At 70.8% G+C, this 18,884-nt stretch carries 20 protein-coding genes and 1 pseudogene; 6 read left to right on the forward strand and 15 right to left on the reverse strand.

Going from position 1 to position 18,884, the window contains the following annotated elements; genetic code table 11:
• A pseudogene (locus tag BKE38_RS10850) lies at positions 1-313 on the reverse strand (hypothetical protein); the annotation flags it as partial.
• Between the two features lie 379 nt (positions 314-692).
• Here BKE38_RS10850 and BKE38_RS10855 point away from each other — a divergent pair.
• Positions 693-1,070, forward strand: coding sequence for a hypothetical protein (locus tag BKE38_RS10855; RefSeq protein WP_076957337.1), 378 nt, complete (start codon positions 693-695; stop codon positions 1,068-1,070).
• A gap of 47 nt (positions 1,071-1,117) precedes the next feature.
• On the opposite strand, the gene glk is transcribed toward BKE38_RS10855, so the two are convergent.
• The 9 genes from glk to BKE38_RS10900 form a co-directional block, all read right to left on the reverse strand.
• On the reverse strand, positions 1,118-2,062 hold the full coding sequence (gene glk, locus BKE38_RS10860; RefSeq protein ID WP_076957338.1) for a glucokinase: 945 nt from the start codon (positions 2,060-2,062) through the stop codon (positions 1,118-1,120).
• 90 nt (positions 2,063-2,152) lie between these two features.
• The gene (locus tag BKE38_RS10865; RefSeq protein ID WP_076957339.1) at positions 2,153-3,037 is read right to left on the reverse strand and encodes an MBL fold metallo-hydrolase; all 885 of its coding nucleotides are present in this window, start codon (positions 3,035-3,037) and stop codon (positions 2,153-2,155) included.
• Between the two features lie 69 nt (positions 3,038-3,106).
• Positions 3,107-4,027: an SMP-30/gluconolactonase/LRE family protein gene (locus BKE38_RS10870; protein ID WP_076957340.1), complete on the reverse strand. Its 921-nt coding sequence runs from the start codon at positions 4,025-4,027 to the stop codon at positions 3,107-3,109.
• A gap of 12 nt (positions 4,028-4,039) precedes the next feature.
• Positions 4,040-4,303 (reverse strand): muconolactone Delta-isomerase, encoded by a 264-nt coding sequence (gene catC / locus BKE38_RS10875; protein WP_474104346.1) that lies wholly within the window; start codon positions 4,301-4,303, stop codon positions 4,040-4,042.
• Positions 4,304-4,329: 26 nt separating this feature from the next.
• On the reverse strand, positions 4,330-5,049 hold the full coding sequence (locus BKE38_RS10880) for an ABC transporter ATP-binding protein (RefSeq protein ID WP_076957342.1): 720 nt from the start codon (positions 5,047-5,049) through the stop codon (positions 4,330-4,332).
• Complete coding sequence (locus BKE38_RS10885; RefSeq protein ID WP_076957343.1) at positions 5,046-5,792, reverse strand: ABC transporter ATP-binding protein; 747 nt, start codon at positions 5,790-5,792, stop codon at positions 5,046-5,048. Before BKE38_RS10885 ends, BKE38_RS10880 begins: the two co-directional genes overlap by 4 nt.
• Positions 5,792-6,661, reverse strand: coding sequence for a branched-chain amino acid ABC transporter permease (locus BKE38_RS10890; RefSeq protein WP_076957344.1), 870 nt, complete (start codon positions 6,659-6,661; stop codon positions 5,792-5,794). Before BKE38_RS10890 ends, BKE38_RS10885 begins: the two co-directional genes overlap by 1 nt.
• Entirely contained in the window at positions 6,658-7,527 is an 870-nt protein-coding gene (locus BKE38_RS10895) for a branched-chain amino acid ABC transporter permease (protein WP_076957345.1), read from the reverse strand. Before BKE38_RS10895 ends, BKE38_RS10890 begins: the two co-directional genes overlap by 4 nt.
• Positions 7,527-8,654 carry an ABC transporter substrate-binding protein gene (locus BKE38_RS10900; RefSeq protein ID WP_076957346.1) on the reverse strand — a complete coding sequence of 376 codons (1,128 nt, stop codon included), beginning with the start codon at positions 8,652-8,654 and terminating at the stop codon, positions 7,527-7,529. Before BKE38_RS10900 ends, BKE38_RS10895 begins: the two co-directional genes overlap by 1 nt.
• Positions 8,655-8,844: 190 nt before the next feature.
• On the opposite strand from BKE38_RS10900, the gene BKE38_RS10905 reads away from it, so the two are divergent.
• The 3 genes from BKE38_RS10905 (at position 8,845) to BKE38_RS10915 (ending at position 11,070) form a co-directional block, all read left to right on the forward strand.
• Positions 8,845-9,621 carry an IclR family transcriptional regulator domain-containing protein gene (locus BKE38_RS10905; RefSeq protein ID WP_076957347.1) on the forward strand — a complete coding sequence of 259 codons (777 nt, stop codon included), beginning with the start codon at positions 8,845-8,847 and terminating at the stop codon, positions 9,619-9,621.
• Between the two features lie 100 nt (positions 9,622-9,721).
• A complete protein-coding gene (locus BKE38_RS10910) occupies positions 9,722-10,438 on the forward strand; it encodes a ParA family protein (protein ID WP_076957348.1) in 717 nt (238 codons plus the stop codon).
• On the forward strand, positions 10,435-11,070 hold the full coding sequence (locus BKE38_RS10915) for a hypothetical protein (RefSeq protein WP_083747465.1): 636 nt from the start codon (positions 10,435-10,437) through the stop codon (positions 11,068-11,070). The genes BKE38_RS10910 and BKE38_RS10915 overlap by 4 nt, the downstream gene beginning before the upstream one ends.
• A gap of 42 nt (positions 11,071-11,112) precedes the next feature.
• On the opposite strand, the gene BKE38_RS10920 is transcribed toward BKE38_RS10915, so the two are convergent.
• On the reverse strand, positions 11,113-12,312 hold the full coding sequence (locus BKE38_RS10920; RefSeq protein WP_076957349.1) for an MFS transporter: 1,200 nt from the start codon (positions 12,310-12,312) through the stop codon (positions 11,113-11,115).
• A gap of 110 nt (positions 12,313-12,422) precedes the next feature.
• Here BKE38_RS10920 and BKE38_RS10925 point away from each other — a divergent pair, with 110 nt between their 5' ends.
• Both BKE38_RS10925 and BKE38_RS10930 read left to right on the forward strand, forming a co-directional pair.
• The gene (locus BKE38_RS10925) at positions 12,423-12,851 is read left to right on the forward strand and encodes an acyl-CoA thioesterase (protein ID WP_076957350.1); all 429 of its coding nucleotides are present in this window, start codon (positions 12,423-12,425) and stop codon (positions 12,849-12,851) included.
• Positions 12,852-12,856: 5 nt separating this feature from the next.
• A complete protein-coding gene (locus BKE38_RS10930) occupies positions 12,857-13,687 on the forward strand; it encodes an aspartate dehydrogenase (RefSeq protein ID WP_076957351.1) in 831 nt (276 codons plus the stop codon).
• Here BKE38_RS10930 and BKE38_RS10935 read toward each other — a convergent pair.
• Genes BKE38_RS10935 through BKE38_RS10950 form a run of 4 tightly spaced genes read right to left on the reverse strand, consistent with a single transcriptional unit; the run spans position 13,680 to position 18,783 of the window.
• Entirely contained in the window at positions 13,680-15,866 is a 2,187-nt protein-coding gene (locus BKE38_RS10935; RefSeq protein ID WP_076957352.1) for a putative bifunctional diguanylate cyclase/phosphodiesterase, read from the reverse strand. The genes BKE38_RS10930 and BKE38_RS10935 overlap by 8 nt on opposite strands.
• Before the next feature lie 15 nt (positions 15,867-15,881).
• Positions 15,882-16,583, reverse strand: a complete 702-nt coding sequence (locus tag BKE38_RS10940) for an ATP-binding cassette domain-containing protein (RefSeq protein ID WP_076957353.1) — start codon at positions 16,581-16,583, stop codon at positions 15,882-15,884.
• Positions 16,583-17,761 carry an ABC transporter permease DevC gene (gene devC / locus BKE38_RS10945; protein WP_076957354.1) on the reverse strand — a complete coding sequence of 393 codons (1,179 nt, stop codon included), beginning with the start codon at positions 17,759-17,761 and terminating at the stop codon, positions 16,583-16,585. Before devC ends, BKE38_RS10940 begins: the two co-directional genes overlap by 1 nt.
• Positions 17,758-18,783: an efflux RND transporter periplasmic adaptor subunit gene (locus BKE38_RS10950; protein WP_131829562.1), complete on the reverse strand. Its 1,026-nt coding sequence runs from the start codon at positions 18,781-18,783 to the stop codon at positions 17,758-17,760. Before BKE38_RS10950 ends, devC begins: the two co-directional genes overlap by 4 nt.
• Positions 18,784-18,884: the final 101 nt, after the last annotated feature.

Consider the following 18,884-nt stretch of genomic DNA (forward strand, 5'->3'; position numbering starts at 1 on the left):
CCTGGCCGCGCCAGACGCCCTGATCGTCCTTCTTCAGCCCTTCGACCTGGGTGAAGCCGGCGGCCTCGATGCGGCCGCGCGCCTGCGCCTCGGTGAAGCTGTTGGCGCCGGCGGCCGGGACGCTGCCGATGGCGGGCGGCGTGTTGCGCTCGGCCGGGCGCTCGCCGGGGGTGGTGGTGGCCGGCGGGACGGCGGTGCGCTCCGGCGGGGACGGGTTGGCGCCCGGTGCCGGGGCGGCGGCGCCCTGCGCCATGGCAGCCGGGGCTGCCAGCAAGGCGACAACAAGAGCCAGGGCCGGGGTGGTGCCGCGCATCATCATTTCTCCCTTTCTTCTTGCCGCGCCGAGGTCAAGCGCAGCCTTCGGGGGGGATAACGACAGAAACGGGCAAGCGTTTACAAAGCGGGGACAAGAAAAAATGCCAGGTTTACGCTGGACCGGATTGCCTGGGGGGCCGGCGCGGGCGATCTGCTCTGGATCTCTGTTTGGCCGCAGGCCTCCGGCGTCTCGGCCGTTCCGCCATGGCCCATCAGGCTCTGACCCATCACGCAGGGCCGCATCACGACCTGGCCACCAGACCCTCGCGGAGGAGCGGCGGCATCCTTCCGGAACGCCCGCCGTCCCGGCGGCCCGATGCGCTAGCCGGGCCGGTATGCTGGGAAAATATTAACCCGGGCCGGGTTCAACTGCGCGCATGAGCGCAGCAAAACCTGCCCTGCCGCCGCAGGCCGCCACCCTCCTCCTTCCCTGGCTGCCGCGGCGACCGGAGAAGCTCCTCTTCACCCTGCTCGGCCTGCTGGTCCTCGCCAGCACCGTCGAGCTCGGCTGGCAGCTCAGCATCGCCACCGCCCTCGAGCGCGCCGCCGCCGCGGCCGAGCCCGACACGCCCCTCGGCCTGCGCCGCGCCCTGCTGGAGGCTGCGCCGCTGCTGCAGGGCGAGCGCCTGTCCATCGCCCCCGCCCCCGGCGCCAGCTACAGCCTGACCTACCGGCAGCCGCTGCACGGCCCGCTCACCCGCGCCCTCTGGGGCGCCGAGATCGCCCACCGCGCGCTGGTGCCCCCGCCACCCTAGGCAGCGGTCGCCGGGACGCGCGGACCGGGCTCAGTGGCGGCCCCGCCTCAGTGATGATAGGCGGCGGCCCCCAGCAGCCCGGTATGCGGCCGCAGCACCTGCCACATCGGCAGGCCCTGCAGATAGCCGCCGAACCGGCCCTTGGCGGCGAAGCCCCGGCGGATGGCGGCGCCATCCAGCAGCGGCCCCAGCGTCCGGCACAGCCCGCCGGCGACATAGACCCCGCCCTCGGTCAGCAGGCTGAGGGCCAGGTTGCCGGCGACCGCCCCCAGCATCTCGCAGAACAGCGTCACCGCCTGGGCGCAGACCGGCTCGCCCTTCTGTGCCCCGTCCGAGACGTCGCGCGAGCTCTCAAGCTTCAGCGCCACGCCTTCCATCTCGGCCAGGATCCGCGCCACCTCCAGCAGCCCGGGTCCGCAGACCAGCCGCTCCTGCGACACATGCCCGCCATGGAGCTTGCGCATCCGCTTCAGCAGCTCCGCCTGCAGTGCGTCCTGCGGCGCGAAGGAAGCATGCCCCCCCTCGCTCGGCAGGATCTGGAAGCGGCCGGAGGAATCCTCCTGCAGGAAGGCGACGCCGAGCCCCGTCCCCGGCCCGATCACCAGCCGCGGCCGGCGCGGCCGCGCCTCGCCCGGCTGCAGCACCACCATGTCGCGCGCCTCCAGCAGCGGGATCGCCGCCGCCTGCGCCACGAAGTCGTTGATGACCGTCAGCTTGCGCAGCCCCAGGGCGCGCTCCGCCTCCCGGATCGAGAAGCGCCACGGGCTGTTGGTGAAGGAGACAGCGTCCCCCAGCACCGGCGTCGCCACCGCCAGCACCGCCTCCTCGACCTGCCGCCCCTCCAGATAGGCCTGCGCCGCCTCGACCAGACCGGCATGCTCGGCAACCGGCAGCTTGCGTTCCGCCTCCGGCAGCCCGCCCAGCCGGCAGAGCGCGAAGCGGGCATTGGTGCCGCCTATATCGCCGATCAGGCGCAGCGGGGCGTCGGTCATCCAGGCACTCCCTCCAGAAACGCGAAAGGCCCGGCGCCACGGCGCCGGACCTCCCTGTTGTTGGGGCTCACGACCGCCGGCGCAACCGCCTCAGAACGGCAGCGTCCAGGCCTCCTGGATCAATTCCACGCCGCTGCCCTGCCGCCGCAGATGCGCGTAGCCCGGGAAATGCACATGCATCCCCGCCACCAGCATGCGGTCGGCCGCCACCATGTCGAAGGTCCGCTTGCGCGTCGCGATCGCCTGCGCCGGGTCGACGTCGAACTGCATCGTCACCTCCGGATGCGGCACCTGCACCTCAGGCACATGGATGATGTCGCCCCAGATCAGCAGCTGCTCGTCGCCGGACGCGATCCGATACCCGCTATGTCCCGGCGTATGCCCCGGCAGATGCACGGCGGTCACCCCTGGAAACACCTCCGCCCCGTCGCCGAAAGGCTTCAGCCGGTCGCGATAGGGCGCCAGCTGCGCCGGGGCGTTGGCAAAGTAGAGAACCCCCTGCTTGCTCTCGGCCGCCACCCGCGCCGCCTCCGGATCCTGCCAGTAGGCCAGCTCCGCCTCGTGCAGCCCGAGCTCCGCCTGCGGGAACAGCGCCTCGCCATGCACATCGGCCAGACCGTTGGAGTGGTCGGGGTGCATATGCGTCAGCAGCACCGTGTCGACCGCCTCGGGCGGCACATGCGCCGCCGCCAGATTGGAAAAAAGCTTCCCGGCCGTGGGCTGCATATGTGGCCCGCAGCCGGTGTCGATCAGCGCCACCCGGCCCTGCGACCAGATGAGGAACGTGTTGACCGAGCCCCGCCGCGGCGTCGGCCGGAAAGCACCGACCAGCAGCTCGGCGATCCGATCCTGCTCCATGTTCTGCAGCGCGGCATTCGACCCGTTCAGATAGCCGTCGCTCACCGCGGTGACCACGATGTCGCCGACACGCCGGTGATGCAGGCCTGGGACCTGGAACTCAGGGACAGCGACCATCGAAGCCTCCAAGACAGAAAAAAGATCGGGGGAAAGTATTCCCCCGAATCCCCCATCTATTTTTATCAGTTAAGAATAAGCCAGCTTCAAGCCAGGCTCGCGCCAGGGCAGCACCGCCAGCTTGCCCGTCGTCGACAGCGTGACATAGGCGGTCCGGAGGTCAGCGCCGCCGAAGCAGATATTCGTGGGCATCCGCTCGGGCATCTTCACCACGTCGACGATCTCGCCCCCCGGGCTCACCGTGGTGATCTCGCCCTCGACCAGCGTGGCCACCACGATATTGCCGCTCGCCGCCACCGCCAGGCTGTCGAGGCGACGGAAGCCCGGGAACTGGCAGACCAGCCGGCCACCATGCGGGCTCGGCCAGGGCGCCTTCTTCACCTGCCCCGGGCCGATGATGTCCCAGGCCCAGAGGCGGCCGGTCTCCGTCTCGGCGGCATAGACCACCTTGCCATCCGGCGACAGCCCGATGCCATTGGCCCCGCCCGGCACCGGGAAGGCGGCCTCGACGATCTTCGAGCCGTCGCTCGCCGCCCAATAGATCCCGCCATGGTCCCGGTCGCGCGCCCGCACCTTGCCCAGGTCGCTGAACCAAAAGCCGTCCTGACCGTCGAAGACGATGTCGTTCGGCCCCTTCAGCGTCACCCCATCGACATTGTCGTAGAGCCGCTTCACCGCGCCGGTCTTCGGGTCGATCGTCTCGATCCGCCCGCCGGAATAATCCGCCGACTGGCCGGAGGGCCGCAGCAGCCCGTCCTCCTCATGCCAGGAGAAGCCGCCATTGTTGCAAAGGTAGAGCAGCCCGCCGGGCCCCACGGCCAGCCCGTTGGGCGAGCCTTCCACCTTGGCCACCACGCTGCGCGTGCCATCGGCGGCGATGCGGCTGACCACCTGGGCGGCCAGCTCCACCAGCACCACCGACCCGTCCGGCATGGCCACCGGGCCTTCCGGGAAGCGCAGCCCTTCGGCCAGGATCTTCATCTCGGTCATCGGATGCCCCCCTCAGATCGCCGAAGGATGGCGCGCCAGCGCCGTCACCCGCACATCCATGTAGGGAAACAGCGGCAGGGCGGAGAGCAGCGTGTGCAGCTCATCCGCATCCGCCACGTCGAAGATCGAGATATTGGCGTAGCGCCCGGCCACCCGCCACAGCTGCGGCCATTTGCCGGCGCGCTGGATCTCCTGCGCCATCGCCTTCTCCCGCGTCTTCAGGTCGTTCGCCTGGTCCGCCGGCATGTCCGGCGGCAGCCGGACCTCCATCGCCACGTGAAACAGCATTTCCTGGCTTCCCCTCAGAACATGTCCATCAGCTTCGCATGATCGGAAAGGTCGTCGGGGACGCCCTCGAAGATCATCCGGCCGGACTTCATGACCGCGACGCGGTCGGAGACGGCGAAGGCCTCGCCGACATTCTGCTCGACCAGCAGGATCGACATGCCCAGCCGCTGCTGCAGCGCCCGGATCGGCGCCATCAGATCCTGGAAGGTCTTTGGCGCCAGCCCGATCGACGGCTCGTCCAGCAGCAGGATCGAGGGCCGCGACAGCAGCGCCCGCCCCACCGAGACCATCTGCTGCTGCCCGCCCGACAGGGTCCCGGCCCGCCGCGTCCAGAACTCGCGGATGCGCGGCAGCACCTCCAGCACTTCCTCGGTGCGCTTTTCCGCCTCGGCCCCGTCCAGCTTGGCCGACCACAGCGCGAGCTGAAAGATTTCCCGCACCACCAGCCCGGGAAACACGCCGCGCCCCTCGGGGACATAGGCGACGCCCTCGCGTGCCATGGCTTCCGGCCGCGGCTTCAGCAGCTGCCCGCGCAGCCGGATTTCGCCGGCGCTCACCGGATGCAGCCCGAACAGCGCCTTCAGCAGCGTCGACTTGCCCGCGCCGTTATGGCCCACGAGGCACAGCACCTCGCCCTGCGGCAGCGCGAAGTCGAACTGGGAAAAGACCTCGCGCCCGCCATAGCCGGCGCCGAGGCCCTTGCCGGACAGTGCCGGCGCGGTGCTGCCGCTCATGTCCGCTGCTCCCCGAAATAGATGCCGATCAGCTTGGGGTCGCGCAGGATCTCCTGCGGCGCGCCCTCGGCCAGCTTGGCGCCGCGGTCGAGGAAGGCGATCCGGTCGGCGAGCTCGGTGACGATGTCGAGGTTGTGCTCGATCAGGCAGATGGTGACGCCCTCGGCGACGGCGTCGCGCACCAGCTGCACGAAGCGCGCCCGCGAATGCGGGTCGAGGCCGGAGGCCGGCTCGTCCAGCAGCCAGATCCGCGCCCCCGTCGCCAGGATCCGCGCCACCGACAGGAATTTTCGTTCGGCATAGGCGAGATCCACCGCCCGGGCATCGGCCTGCTTGGTCAGCCCGCAGCGGTCCAGCGCGGCATCCACGGCCGCCTCCCGCTTGCGGGCCGCACTGCCGCCGCCAGGCTGCCACAGCCAGGCGGTCGGCTCGATGGCGGCGCGGACATTGTCGCGCACCGACATCCGCCCGAACAGCCGCAGGTCCTGGAAGCTGCGCGCGACGCCCATCCGCGCGATCAGATGCGGCGACTGGCCGAGCACCGACTTGCCGTCCAGCAGCACCTCGCCGCCATCGGGGATGATATGGCCGGTGGCCAGGTTGAACAGCGTGGTCTTGCCGGCGCCGTTCGGCCCGACCAGGGCGGTGGTGACACCTTCCTGCAGGTCCAGGTCGACATTCTGGACGGCGGCGAGGCCGCCGAATTTCTTGTCGAGGCCTCGAATGGAAAAGGGGACACCCATCAGCGACGCCCCCCCGCGATGCCCGCCGGGCGGAAGATCATCAGCAGCGTCATGGCGAGCCCATAGATCAGCTGCTGCACCGCGCCGATCTGCGTCGGCGGGATGAAGGGAAGAAAAGAAAGCCCGGCCGGCAGCAGCAACAGCAGCAGCACACCGATCAAGGGCCCCGCCAGCGTCGCCGTCCCCCCGATGATGACCATCGCCATCACCAGGATCGACTGCTCGAGGGTGAAGCTCTCGACGTTGACGAAGGCCATGTAGAAAGCGAAGAGCGCGCCGGCGACGCCCGCCATGGCGCAGCCCAGCGCCACCGCCAGGGTCTTCAGCGCGCGCACATCCTTGCCGAAGGCCTCGGCGGCGCTCTCGCTGTCGCGGATCGCCATCAGCGCCCGGCCGAAGCTGCCGCGCATCAGCAGCCGCACCGCCAGCAGCAGCAGTCCCAGCACCGCCAGCGCGAAGACCAGGAAGGGCGCCGGGCCGGAGACATCGGCGCCGAACAGCGTCGCCGGCGGAATGCCGACCAGCCCGCCATGCCCGCCCGTCAGCGCATGCGCCTCGGAGAAGACGGTCACCGCCATCATCTGCAGCCCGAGGCTGGCGGCGACGAAATACTCCCCGCGGACGCGCAGCGCCGGCAGCGCCAGGCAGAGCGACAGCGCCGCGGAGATCGCCCCGCCCGCCAGACAGGCCAGCAGCACGTCAGGGATGAATTGCAGCGCCAGCTGCGCCCCGGCATAGGCGCCCAGCCCGAAGAACACCGCATGGGCGATGGAGAAAATCCCCGCATAGCCGATCAGCACGTTCAGGCTGGCGGCCAGGATGCCGAAGATGGTGGCCAGCGTCGCCAGGTTCAGCAGATAGGCGATCATCGGGCCACCGCCTGGCCGAACAGGCCGCTGGGCTTGAACAGGATGAAGGCGAAGAGCACGACGAAGCCGGCGGCAGCGCTCCACTGCGTGTCGAGCACCGAGACCACCAGGTTTTCCACCACGCCCAGCAGCAGCCCGGCCAGCGCCGCGCCGCGCAGGCTGCCGATGCCGCCCACCACGGCCGCCGCAAGCGACACCAGCATCACCTGCGCCGCGATCGCCGGCTGCAGGCCGGAGGTCATCGCCGTCAGCACCGCCCCCGGCACCGCCAACGCCGAGCCCAGCCCGAAGGCCACCATCGACAGCCGGCGCGAGGACAGGCCGAAGGCGCGCAGCAGCTCAGGGTTTTCCGACAGCGCCCGCAGCCCGATGCCGATCCGCGTCCGCTCCAGGAACAGGGTGACAGCGCCGAACAGCAGCAGCGCCACGCCCACCGCGACCCAGAAGATATCGGCCAGGTACAGCCCCGGCAGCACCTCATGCGCGCGGGTCAGCGGCGAGGCGACGACGACGAAGCCGCGGCCGAAGCCCAGCTCGATCAGGCTCTGCACCACGATCGACATGCCGAAGGCGGCGACGAAGACGGTGAAGAAGGAGCCCTCGTGCCGCTGGATCGGTCGGTAGACGAGAAAGTCCATGAACAGCCCGAAGGCGACGGCGACGACCAGCGCCGCGCCGGCGCCGACGAACCAGGGAAAGCCCGCCTGGCTGAGCGCCAGGAAGGAATAGCCGGCGAGGGCGAAGGCCGCGCCATGCGCCACATGGAAGACGCGGGTCGCGCCGAAAATGAGGGCAAAACCCGCCGCCGTCAACGCATAGATGGCGCCGGTCTGGATGCCGCTGACCAGCAGCTGCAGGAACAGCATCAGGCGATCTTCTGCGACCGGCCGCCGCGCACCTGGTTGATCTGCATCGGCATGCTCATCGTGCCGCGCTCCTCGAAGACGCCCTCGCCGCCGACGAAGGCGAAGCGCTTCACCCGCAGCCATTCCTCGCGGAGATTCTCGCCATCGACCGGCTTGCCCGCCTTTTCCAGCCCCTGGGCCAGCAGGCCGAACAGCCGCATGCCGTTGTAGTAGTTCTGGTGATAGGCGGTGGGCTCGCTGTTGTGCTTGGCGCGCCAGTCGGTGACGAAGCGCTTGGTCACCGCATCGTCGCGCGTCCAGTCGGCCGCCTGGCCGCTGAGCACCAGCCCTTCCGCCTCCGGCAGCGCCTGCACCGAGGGGATCGAGCCGCCCGAATAGGTCAGCAGCGGCTGGCTGATGCCGTTGTCGCGCAGCTGCTTGACGATCTGCGACTGCTGCGCGCCGTAGCTGGCGAAATAGACCGCGTCCGGCTTGCTGTCGCGGACGCGCGCGGCGATGGCGGCAAACTGCTGCGTCGCCGGCGGGATGCTGAAGCTGCCGACCAGCTGGCCGCCGATGCCGGGCAGCCCGTTCTTCAGCTCGGCCAGCACGCCGGTGCCGAGCGGATCGTCGACATAGACCAGCGCGATCTTCAGCAGCTTCTGCGCCTGCAGCCAGGGGAGCATGGCCTGCACTTCCTGGTTCACCAGGGGAATGACGTTCCAGAAGTAAGGGGAAAGCTCGGCCAGGTCGGGCCCGACGCCGCCGCCATTGATCATGACGACCTTGTTGCGCGTCCCGATGGGCGCGGCCGCCTTCGACACGCCGGTGAAGCCCAGCAGCACGTAGGGGGCGCGATCGACATTGGCCAGCTTGGTCATGCCGACGGCGCCGCCCTGCGGCGTGCCCTGGCTGTCCTGGGCGCGCAGCTCGATCGGCTTCTGCAGCCACTTGTCGGCGGTGATGTGCTCGATCGCCAGCTGGATGCCGCTGGTGAAGATGCCGCCATATTCGGCATTCGGCCCGGCCATGGGGAAGAGCGTGCCGATGACATGCGACCCCGCCTGCGCGCGGGCCAGGCGTGGGGCGGCAAGCGGCGAGGCCAGGCCAAGGGCCGTGGCCGCCAGCAGGCTGCGGCGGTGCAACATCTTTCTTCTCCCGTCCCTATCAGGCTGGCGGGACCCCGGTCTTAGAACCCGGTCTGATTTGTCCGCCAGATGGACATATGTCCGCTTTTGCCGTTAGGTCAGACCCTGGCGGTCGCGGTGTCAAGCCTCTTCGCCGCAAGCTTCGCTTGGCTGGCACAGCCGCATTTCGAATGGGGGAGGAAAACCAGGCATGTCGACGCCCGAGGCCTCGACCCCGGACTTCGTCTCCGCCCTCGGCCGCGGCCTGGCGGTGCTGGAATGCTTCGGCCCGGGGCGGGAGAAGCAGACCCTGACCCAGGTGGCGGCGCTGACCGGCCTCAGCCGCGGCACCGCGCGGCGCTTCCTGCTCACCCTGGCCGCGCTCGACTACCTGGCCAGCGACGGCAAGCTGTTCTGGCTGACGCCAAGGGTGCTGCGCTTCAGCCATGGCTATCTCGCCAGCTTCGGCCGGGCGGAGGTGGTCAAGCCCGTCATCCAGGCGGTCTCCGAGCAGCTCAACGAGAGCTGCTCCATGGCCGTGCTCGACGGCGCCGAGGTGGTCTATATCGCCCGGGTCGAAGCGCGCCGGGTCTATTCCTCCCGCATCGATGTCGGCTCCCGCCTGCCCGCCCATGCTTCCTCCCTCGGCCGCGTGCTGCTGGCCGGGCTGGCAGAGGACGCGCTGGACGCCTGGCTGGCGCGCCACCCGCCGCAGCCCTGGACGGCGCGCACCATCACCGACCCGGCCCAACTCCGCGCCCGCATCGTCGAGGCCCGGCGCCAGCGCTACGCCATCCTCGATGGCGAGCTCGAGCTCGGCGCCCGCTCCATCGCCGTCCCCGTTCAGGACGCGACCGGCCGCACCGTGGCGGCGCTGAACATCGGCACCTCGGCCGCCCGTGCCCCCCTCGACCAGCTGCGCCGCCAGTTCCTGCCCGTCCTGCGCGCCGCCGCGGCCGAGATCGGCCCTGGCTTCACCGGCTGGTAGAATGGGATCGGTTCCATCGATGGGCGCGAATGTCTAACCGGGTTAGACATTCGCGCCCCCTGCCCTAAACTGCCCCGGTTCGTGACCCGGGGAAAATTCCGTGCCTCCTGCCAAGCCCGCGACCGCCTCCCCGAAGAACACGGCCCGCTGGCTCTCCTGCCAGAGTCCGAAGGGCGGCACCGGCAAGACCACCTCCGTGCTGAACCTGGCCACCTTCGCCGCGCGCGACGGGCTGCGCACCGCCATCCTCGACACCGACATGCAGCGCTCGCTCTCCGCCTGGCACCGGCTGCGCCCGGCCGATGCGGCGCCGATCCGCCTCTTCTCCCGCCCGCTGACCGAGATCGAGGCCGCCATCGCCGAGATCGACGCGACGCCGGATCTCGACATCGTCCTGGTCGACACCCCACCGGCCATCGAATACCTGCCGCAGCAGACCTCCATCCTGCTCGACCGCTCGGATTTCGTGCTGGTCCCGGCCACCACCGGCAAGCCGGATGTTGATTCGGTCATCGGCTGGATGGCGCTGCTGAAGGAGCGCCGCATCCGCTCCGCCTTCCTGATCAACCGCGCCAGCCGCGTGACCCTGCCGGCCAAGTCCAAGGGCGCCGAGCCGGCGACCGGCACCCTCTCCTTCCGCGACGCCCAGCGCCGGCTGAACAAGGCCGGGCTGCTGTGCCCGCTGCCGGTGCGGCAACTGGAAGACATCCAGAACACCCACGGCTACGGTGTTGGCGTCTGCGAGATCTCCGGCGCCAAGGGGGCCGAGGATTTCGAGGCCGCCTGGGACTTCGTCCGCAACATGATGGGGCTGTGACCGCCATGGCCTATTCCCGCCGCCAGCTGCAGAAGCGCCGCGACGACCTGGAAGCAGGCGACGCTCCGGCCGCCCCCTTCGCCGAGATGCATGACGAGCGCGTGGCCCTCGTCGCCAACGCCCTGGTCCCGCTGCGCTCCGCCGACCAGGCCGTCGAGCACATCGCCCGCCTCTGGAAGGAAGCCCAGGACAAGTTCCTGGCCATCGGCCGCTACCTGGTCGAAGCGAAGCGCCGCTTCCCCAAGGCCTATGAGCGTGAGGTCGTCGACCGCCTGCCTTTCGGTCGCCAGGTCGCCTACCAGCTGGCCACCGTCGCCCGCGCGGTCGACGCCGGCACCTTCCAGTCGGGCGAGATGCCGCGGACCTATTCGGCAGCCTATCTGCTGACGACGCTCGCCAATGAAGAGCTGGCCCAGGCCCGCCAGAAGGGCCTGGTCCATCCCGACGTGCGGCGGCGGGAAATCGAGGCCTTCAAGAAAGCCCTCGAGCGGGAACGCCAGGAGATGCTCGGGCGCCGGGCGCTGCTGCTGCGGCAGCAGGAGGCGCTGAAGGCGAAAGTGGGCCGGCTGTCGGAAGCACTCGAGCAGGCGATCGCCGAGCTCAAATACGTCGAGAAAGAATTAGAAAGCTAAGGCCGGGGGCATTGAATGCCCCCCGGACCCCCACATTCTTTTTCACCGCTTGCCGCCGGCGATGCGCTGGGCCTCCGGCCGCAAGCGCAGCAGGCCCATCGACCAGATGCCCAGCAACGGGCCGGGCACCAGCACCACGAAAGCCCACTGCCAGCCCACGACACCGGCAACCAAAGGCACCAGCCAGATCGCCAGCGCCGTCAGGCCGAAACCAAGGCCAAGCTGCGCGGTCAGCGCGGTGCCAACCAGGGCCGGGTCGCCCACCTCGGTCACCACGGCCGAGAACTGCGCCGAATCCGCGATCACCGTCGCCCCCCAGACCAGCCCCACCGCCACCACCAGCCACAGCGGCCCGGCATAGGCGAAGCCCATCAGCGCGGCGCAAAGCCCCGACGCCGCCATCAGCCCCATCGTCACCGCCGTTCGCCCCCAGCGATCGGCCAGCGCGCCGGCGGCGATGCAGGCCGGCGCGCCCACCGCGACGATCGCGAAGCACAGCCACGACGCCAGGCTGCCCTGCCCCACCCGGGCGCCCAGGAAGGACAGCATCCAGGCCCACATGGCATAGAGCTCCCACATGTGGCCGAGATACCCGCCCGTCGCCAGCAGCACCGGCCGCGCGGCCAGCGCCTGCCCCAGCCGCCGCGCATCGAAGCTGGACTTCGGAAACGGATACGGCCCCTCCCGCAGCAGCAGCACGCCTAAGCCGCCCAGCAGCGTCGCCAGGCTGGCCACCGAGATGACCCCCTGCCACGCCACCCCGCCCACCGCATTGACGGCATGCGGCAGCGCCGAGCCCAGCGTCAGCGCCCCGATCACGCTGCCCAGCGCCACCCCGCGCCCGCGCCGGAACCAGGTCGCCACCAGCTTCAGCGCCGGCGGATAGACCCCCGCCATAAGCACGCCGGTCGCGACCCTGAGCCCCAGCGCGACCTCGGCGCCCGGCGCCCAGAGCAGCGCCAGATTGGCCGCTGCCGCCCCCGCTGCCGCGACCGCCATCAGCCGCCGCGGCGCCACCCGGTCCGGCAGCCCGGTCACCGCCGCGGCCACCGCCCCCAGCACGAAGCCGATCTGCACCCCGATCGTCATCCACCCGGCCGCCGCATCCGACAGCGACCACAGCGCCCTGAGCTGCGGCAGCACCGCCGCCGCCGAGAACCAAGTGGTCATGCACAGCACCACGCAGCCGCACAGCGCCAGCAGCATCCCATGCCGCCCGGCGGCCTCTTCCTCCTGCACCATCCTCGGTCCCCCCTGGCTCGCTTGTCGCGCGGGCGGGGCAGCGCGGCAATCACCCTTCCCAGTAGCGCCTGGCCGGCATAGGACCGAAGGCTGATCAGAAAGGCTTTCCCATGGCCAATGAACCCCGCCTGCTGAGCCGCGCCACCTACCGGCTCTGGGCCCAGGACCGCGTCCGCTTCGGCGACACCGACCGCCTGGGCCATGTCAACAACGCCAAATATGCGACCTATTTCGAGACCGCCCGGGTGGAGCTGATGCAGCAGGTCCTGCCCGGCCCCGACAGCTATTTCGTCATCGCCCGCATCGCCATCGACTTCCGCGCTGAGATCCGCGAGCTCAGCACCGTCGACATCGGCACGGCGGTGACCGCCATCGGCCGCACCTCCTTCACCACCGGCCAGGCGGTGTTCCAGGGCGAGCTCTGCGCCGCCACCGCCGAGGGCGTGGTCGTCCTCGTCGAGGCCGCCACGCGCCGCCCCATGCCGCTGCCCGAGGCCTTGCGCCAGCACCTCACCACCCTCGCTCCAGTCGAGGGCTGACCGCCATGCTGCGGCATCTCGCCCTCATCGGCGCCGGCGGCATGGCCGGGACCACGCTGCAGGCGCTCGCCGGCCGCCTGCCGCGCAAGTTGGCTGTCCTGTCCGTCCTGGCCCGCCCGGGCAGCGAGGCCAGGGCGGCGGCGCTGCTCGACCGCGACGGCCCCGCCATCGCCGAGACCCGGGTGATCTTCACCTCGCTGCCGGACATGCTGGCCGCCCGCCCGGACTTCGTCGCCGAATGCGCCGGCCACGCCGCCGTCCGTGACCATGCCGAGGCGATCCTGGGCGCCGGCGTGCCGCTGGCCGTGATCGCCATCGGCGCCCTGGCCGAGGCCGCGCTGCATGACCGCCTGCTGGCCGCCTCCGCCGCCGGCGGAGCGCCGCTGATCCTGCCTCCCGGTGCGGTCGGCGGCATCGACGCCCTGGTCGCCGCCCGCCTCTCCGGCCTGGAGGAGGTTACCTACACGGGAAGAAAGCCCCCCCAGGCCTGGCGCGGCACGGCAGCGGAGCGGATGCTGGATCTCTCGGCGGTGACCACGCCGGTGACCTTCTACGAAGGCACTGCCCGCGGCGCCGCACGCGACTACCCGCAGAACGCCAATGTGGCGGCCACCGTGGCGTTGGCCGGCGCCGGCTTCGAGGCGACGCGAGTCAGGCTGGTCGCCGATCCCACCATTGCCCGCAATGTCCACGAGGTCAGCGTGCGTTCCACCGCCGCCGACTTCACCATCCGGCTGGAAGGGCGGCCGTCCCCGGCCAATCCCAAGACCTCGCTGACCGCCGGGCTGAGCCTGGCGCGCGAGATCCTCAACCGCAGCGGCGGGCTGGTCATCTAGCCAGCCGCTCCTCCGCCTCCTCGGCAGGCGCCGGCCTGCCATAGAGAAATCCCTGGCCGAGGTCGCAGCCCATGCGGGTCAGCCGCGCATGCTGCTCCTCATGCTCGACGCCTTCGGCGACCACGCGCATGCCCAGGCCATGGGCCAAGCGTATCATCGTCTCGACGATCAGCGCGCTGCCAGCGTCATCTTCCAGGCGATCCGTGAAGCTCTTGTCGATCTTGAGCTCCTGGATCGGGAAATCGCGCAGGTGCGTCAGCGAAGCATAGCCCGTGCCGAAGTCATCGAGAGAGATATCGATGCCGACGCTGGCCAGCTCTTCCAGCGTCTCGGCGATCATCGGCGAGGCATCGGCCAGGAACACCGTCTCCGTCACCTCGATCTTCAGCGAGGTTGGCGGCACGCCGCAGGCATCCAGCCGCGCCAGCACCCGTGCGGCCAGGTCGCCGCCGGCGAAGTCGGCCTCGGTGACGTTCAGGCCGATGCGGGTTTCCGGCAGGCCCTGGCCGCGCCAGCGGGCGAGGTCGGCGGTGATGCCCTCCAGCATGCGGGTGCCGACCAGGCGGGCGGTGTCGTGGTCCTGCAGGGCGGGCCAGAACTGGGCGGGGCCGATGACGCGGCCTTCGGGTGTCACGATGCGGGCCAGCGCCTCGAACCCGTGCAGGCGGCGGTCGGACAGGCGGTATTTCGGCTGGTAGAAAGGCTGCAGCCAGCCGCCGGCCAGCGCCTGGGAGACCAGCTGGATGGCGTCGCGGCGCTGGTCGAAGCGCTCGGCGATCTGTGGCGAGAACAGCGTTGTCTGGCCGCGTCCGCTGCGCCGGCCATGCGACAGGGCGATGTCGGCGTGGCGCATCAGCGCCTCGCCATCGGCGCCGTGCTGCGGACCAAGCGCCGCGCCCAGGCTAATGGTCAGGGCGATGCCTAGCCCCTCCGGCCCAGGGATCGGCTGGCGCAGCAGGGTGGCCAGGCCGCCCGCCAGCGTCGCCAGCCGGTCGGGCTCCAGCCCCGGGATCAGCACGGCGAATTCGTCGCTGCCGGTGCGCGCGGCCAGGCCGCTGGTGCCGACGGCGCGCTGCAGCCGGCGGCCGACCTCGCGCAGCACGGCATCGCCCAGGGCATGGCCGTGGCGGTCGTTCAGCTCCTGGAAATTGTCGAGGTCGAGCAGCAGCAGGGCGATGGCCTGGCCCGGCGGCGGCGGCGCGGCCAGGGCGGCATCCAGCCGCTGCTGCAGCAGGGAGCGGTTGGCGAGGCCCGTCAGCGCGTCCTGCTGTAGCATCTCCTGCAGGCGCTGGCGCATCGCCCAGGTCTCGGTGATGTCCTGCAGGCTGCCGATCAGCCGGACCGGCTGGCCGTCCTCATGCTCGGCCTCGGCGAGCACGCGCACACGGCGGGGCTCGCCCTGGATGGTGAGGAAATCGGCCTCGAATTCCATCGGCTCGCCGGTGGCCGCCGTGTGGGTCAGTGCTGCCTTCAGCCGGTCGCGGCCGGGCTGCGGATAGTGCGACAGCCCGTCGCCAAGCTGCACGCCGGCCCCGGAGGGGTAGCCGTAGATGCGGAAGGCCTCGTCGGAACAGAAGGACAGGCCGCTGCGCAGGTCGTATTCCCAGCCGCCGAGCTGGGCCAGTCGCCCGGATTGCTGCAGCAGCCTGGCCGTGCGGCTGGTCAGCCGCGCCTGCTCCTCCGCGTCGCGATGGGCGGCGCGGGATTGCAGCAGCCCCTCGGCGATGCGGCCGAACTGGCGCAGCGCGGCGACATCCTCGGGCGGCAGGTCCCGCGGGACACGGTCGAGCAGCGCCAGCGTCGCCACCTTCTGGCCATCCACCGCCAGCGGCATGCCGGCATAGAAGCGGACGCCCAGCGTGCCGGTGACCAGGGCATTGGCGCGGAAGCGGGGATCGGCGGCGGCGTCGGCCACCAGCAGCGGCTGGTCGCCGCGGATGGTGTGGTCGCAGAAGGCCTCTTCGCGCGGGATCTGGCGGACGTCCAGCCCGTGCGTGGCCTGGAACCAGAGGCGGTCGCGGTCGAGCAGCACCAGCAGCGCGATCGGGCAGCCGAAGCGCTGCGCGGCCAGATGCACCAGGGCGTCGAAATCAGCGCTGTCCGGGCTATCGAGCAGGCCCAGGCGATGCAGCGTGGCGAGGCGCGTGGATTCAGGATCGGGCGCAGGCAAGACGGGCATTCGAACGACGCGATCCTAAGCGGCTGGGCCTTCAGCCGGGCGGTTGGCAGAGACGATCCGGCCATCCTCCATGCTAACCACGCGGTCGGCAATGTCCAGGATGCGCGGATCATGCGTGACCAGCAGAATAGCGACGCCACGGCTGCGCGCCAGATCGCGCAGCTGCCGCACCACCTCCTGGCCGCTGGCCTTGTCGAGGGCGGCGGTAGGCTCGTCGGCCAGGACCAGGCCGGGGCTGGCGACCAGAGCGCGGGCAACCGCCACGCGCTGGCGCTGCCCGCCGGAAAGCTGGCCGGGCGCCTTGTGCAGGTGTTCGGCCAGGCCGACGGCGGCCAGCATGCGGTCGGCTTCCGCCAGGCGCTGCCGCTCGGGAAGCTTCGCCTCGGTCTCCAGCGCCATGGCCACATTCTGCCGGGCGGAGAGGAAACCGAGAAGATTATGCGCCTGGAAGATGAAGCCGATGCGGCGGCGCAGCGCGACGCGCGCGGCCTCCGACGCGCCCTGCAGCTCGCGTCCCAGAACCCGGGCCGAGCCCTGCTGCATGGCCCGCAACGCGCCGATCAGGGTCAGCAGCGTCGTCTTGCCCGAGCCCGAAGGACCGGTCAGGAGGACGATTTCTCCCTCGGCGACGGTCAGGGAGACATCGCGCAGCACGGCGCGGCGCAGCTCGCCACTGCCGTAGGAATAGGTGACGCCCTCCAGCGTGACGGGGTGCATCAGAACATGTCCGCAGGATCGGCGTCGCGCAGCTTGCGCATGGCCAGCAGCCCGGCCGCAGCGCACATGCCGAAGATCAGGCCGAAGACGGTCAGCCCGCGGTCCAGCGTCATGCCCAGGGGCAGGAAGGTCGCCTGGCCGATGACGTCGTAGAGCAGTGCCGAGGCGACGGCGCCGGGAATGAAGCCCAGCAGGGCCAGGATGAAGGCCGAGCTCAGCACGCTGCGCGACAGATAGCCGTTGCCATAGCCGATGGCCTTGAGGGTGGCGTATTCGCGCAGGTGGTTGGCGATGTCGCTGAACAGGATCTGGTAGACGATCACCATGCCGACGATCAGGCCCATCAGGCTGCCGAAGCCGAAGATGAAGCCGATCGGCGTCGCCGTCTCCCAGTAGCGGCGTTCCCAGGCGACCAGCTCGGGATGGGTCAGCACCGCGACATCCTGCGGCAGCAGGGCGCGCAGCTGCGCCTGGACGGCGGCGATGTCGCTGCCCGGCTGCAGGCGGATGGCCACCAGGTCGGTGTTGCTGAAGGGCCGCTCGGGGACCAGCCGGTGAAAATTGGTCTCGTTGAGCACCAGATTGCCGTCGGCGCCGAAGGAAGGGCCGATCTCCACGGTGCCCACGACGTCGAGACGGCGGTTGCCGACCTGGACGGGCAACGGGCGGCCGCCCAGCGCCTCCAGCATCGGCTGGACGGGGCCAAATTCGGGACGGGAGCGCAGATCGAAGGCGGCGCTGTCCGGCTGCTTCAGGGCGGCGGCCACATGCTCGAGGCCGGTGAAGGCCATGGCGCCGGCCTCGACGTCGAAGCCGATCAACTGGATGGTGCGGCGGCTGCCATCCTCCGGGCTGCGCCAGGTGGATTGCGCCAGATAGACCGGGGTCGCCTGCATCACCTCGGGCAGGGCGAGGACCTGGCCAGCGCGGGCGCGTGGCAGGGGCTCGGGGCGGAAGCTCGCCATGGTCAGCGGATGGATCAGGAAGACTTCCGCCCGCATCGCCGAGATCAGCGAGGTCGCTGAATCGAAGAGGGCGGCGCGGAAGCCCAGCTGCATGAAGACCAGCACGCAGGCGAACATGACGCCGGCGATGGCCGAGGCGAGCCGCGCCTTCTCGGCCCGCAGCTGCCGCCAGGCCAGGCGAAGGGGCAGGAAGATCCGGTCGGCGAGGGTCATGGCCGGATCGCCACCTGCACCTGCATGTTCGACCGGCGGCCGAGCAGGGCGATGCCGGCCGCGTCCAGCGCCAGACGGACCGGGACGGTGCGGGCATCCACCGCGGCCACCGGGTCGGTGCCGGCCTGGGTGGTGCGGCGCACCTGCCAGCCGATCTCCCTGAGCGTGGCGTCCAGGCGGGTGGCGCTGCCGGGGATCTGGATTTCTGCGCGCTGGCCGAGGCGCAGGCGGGGCAGGTCGGTCTCGTAGACATCCGCGACCACGTCGATGCGGGTCAGGTCGGCCATGTCCAGCAGCCCGTCATTGCCCAGCAGGTCGCCCGGGCGGGCATAGAGATGCAGCACGGTGCCGGAGAGGGGTGCGCGGATGCGGGAGAGCTCGGCTTCCGCTTCCGCCGCTTGGTGCGCAGCGCGGGCGGCGTCGCGCTGGGCTTCGGCGACCGAGAGGTCCTCGGGGCGTGGACTCTGCAGGCGGGCAAGCTCGGCCTCGGCTTCCGCGACCTCGGCCGTGGCGCGGATGGCGGCGAAGCGGCGGCGCTCGGCCTCGGCGGCGCCGCCGGCGCCGCTGGGCACCAGGCGGTCGGCACGGTCGGCCTCGCGCCGGGCGCTTTCCTCGGCCGCCCGCAGCGCGGCCAGGCGGGCCTGCTGGGCGCGGCGCTCCTCCGCCCGGCCTGCCGCCCGGGTCAGGGCCAGGCGCGCCTCGGCCTCGGCCAGGGCCGCCAGGGCGCGCGCGGTCTGGGCGTCCTTCTGCGGCGCGTCGGCCAGCTCCGCCAGCAGCTGGTGCTCGGTCACCGTGGCGCCTTCCTCGACCAGCAGCCGGCCCAGACGAGTGACATTCATGCCGCCCGGTGCGCCAAGGCGGCGGATGCGAGAGGCCGGCTCGACCCGCCCGAGGGCGCCGACGCCCAGCGATTCAATGGCCTGGACGGGCCGGGCGGGTGGCGGATCCTGTTGATTCATAACGTGGTAGCCGGCGGCGGCCAGGGCCCCCGCCGCCACCAGCCCCAGCAGCAGACGCTTCACCACACGGGCACCCCGGGCCCGCGGCCATTGACAGCTGTCAACGGCGGAGCACCACGAGAAAGAGGGGCGCAAAAACTACGAAAAAGCGACGAAACGGTGGG

Source organism: Teichococcus deserti (assembly GCF_001982615.1).
Taxonomy (GTDB): Bacteria; Pseudomonadota; Alphaproteobacteria; order Acetobacterales; family Acetobacteraceae; genus Pseudoroseomonas; species Pseudoroseomonas deserti.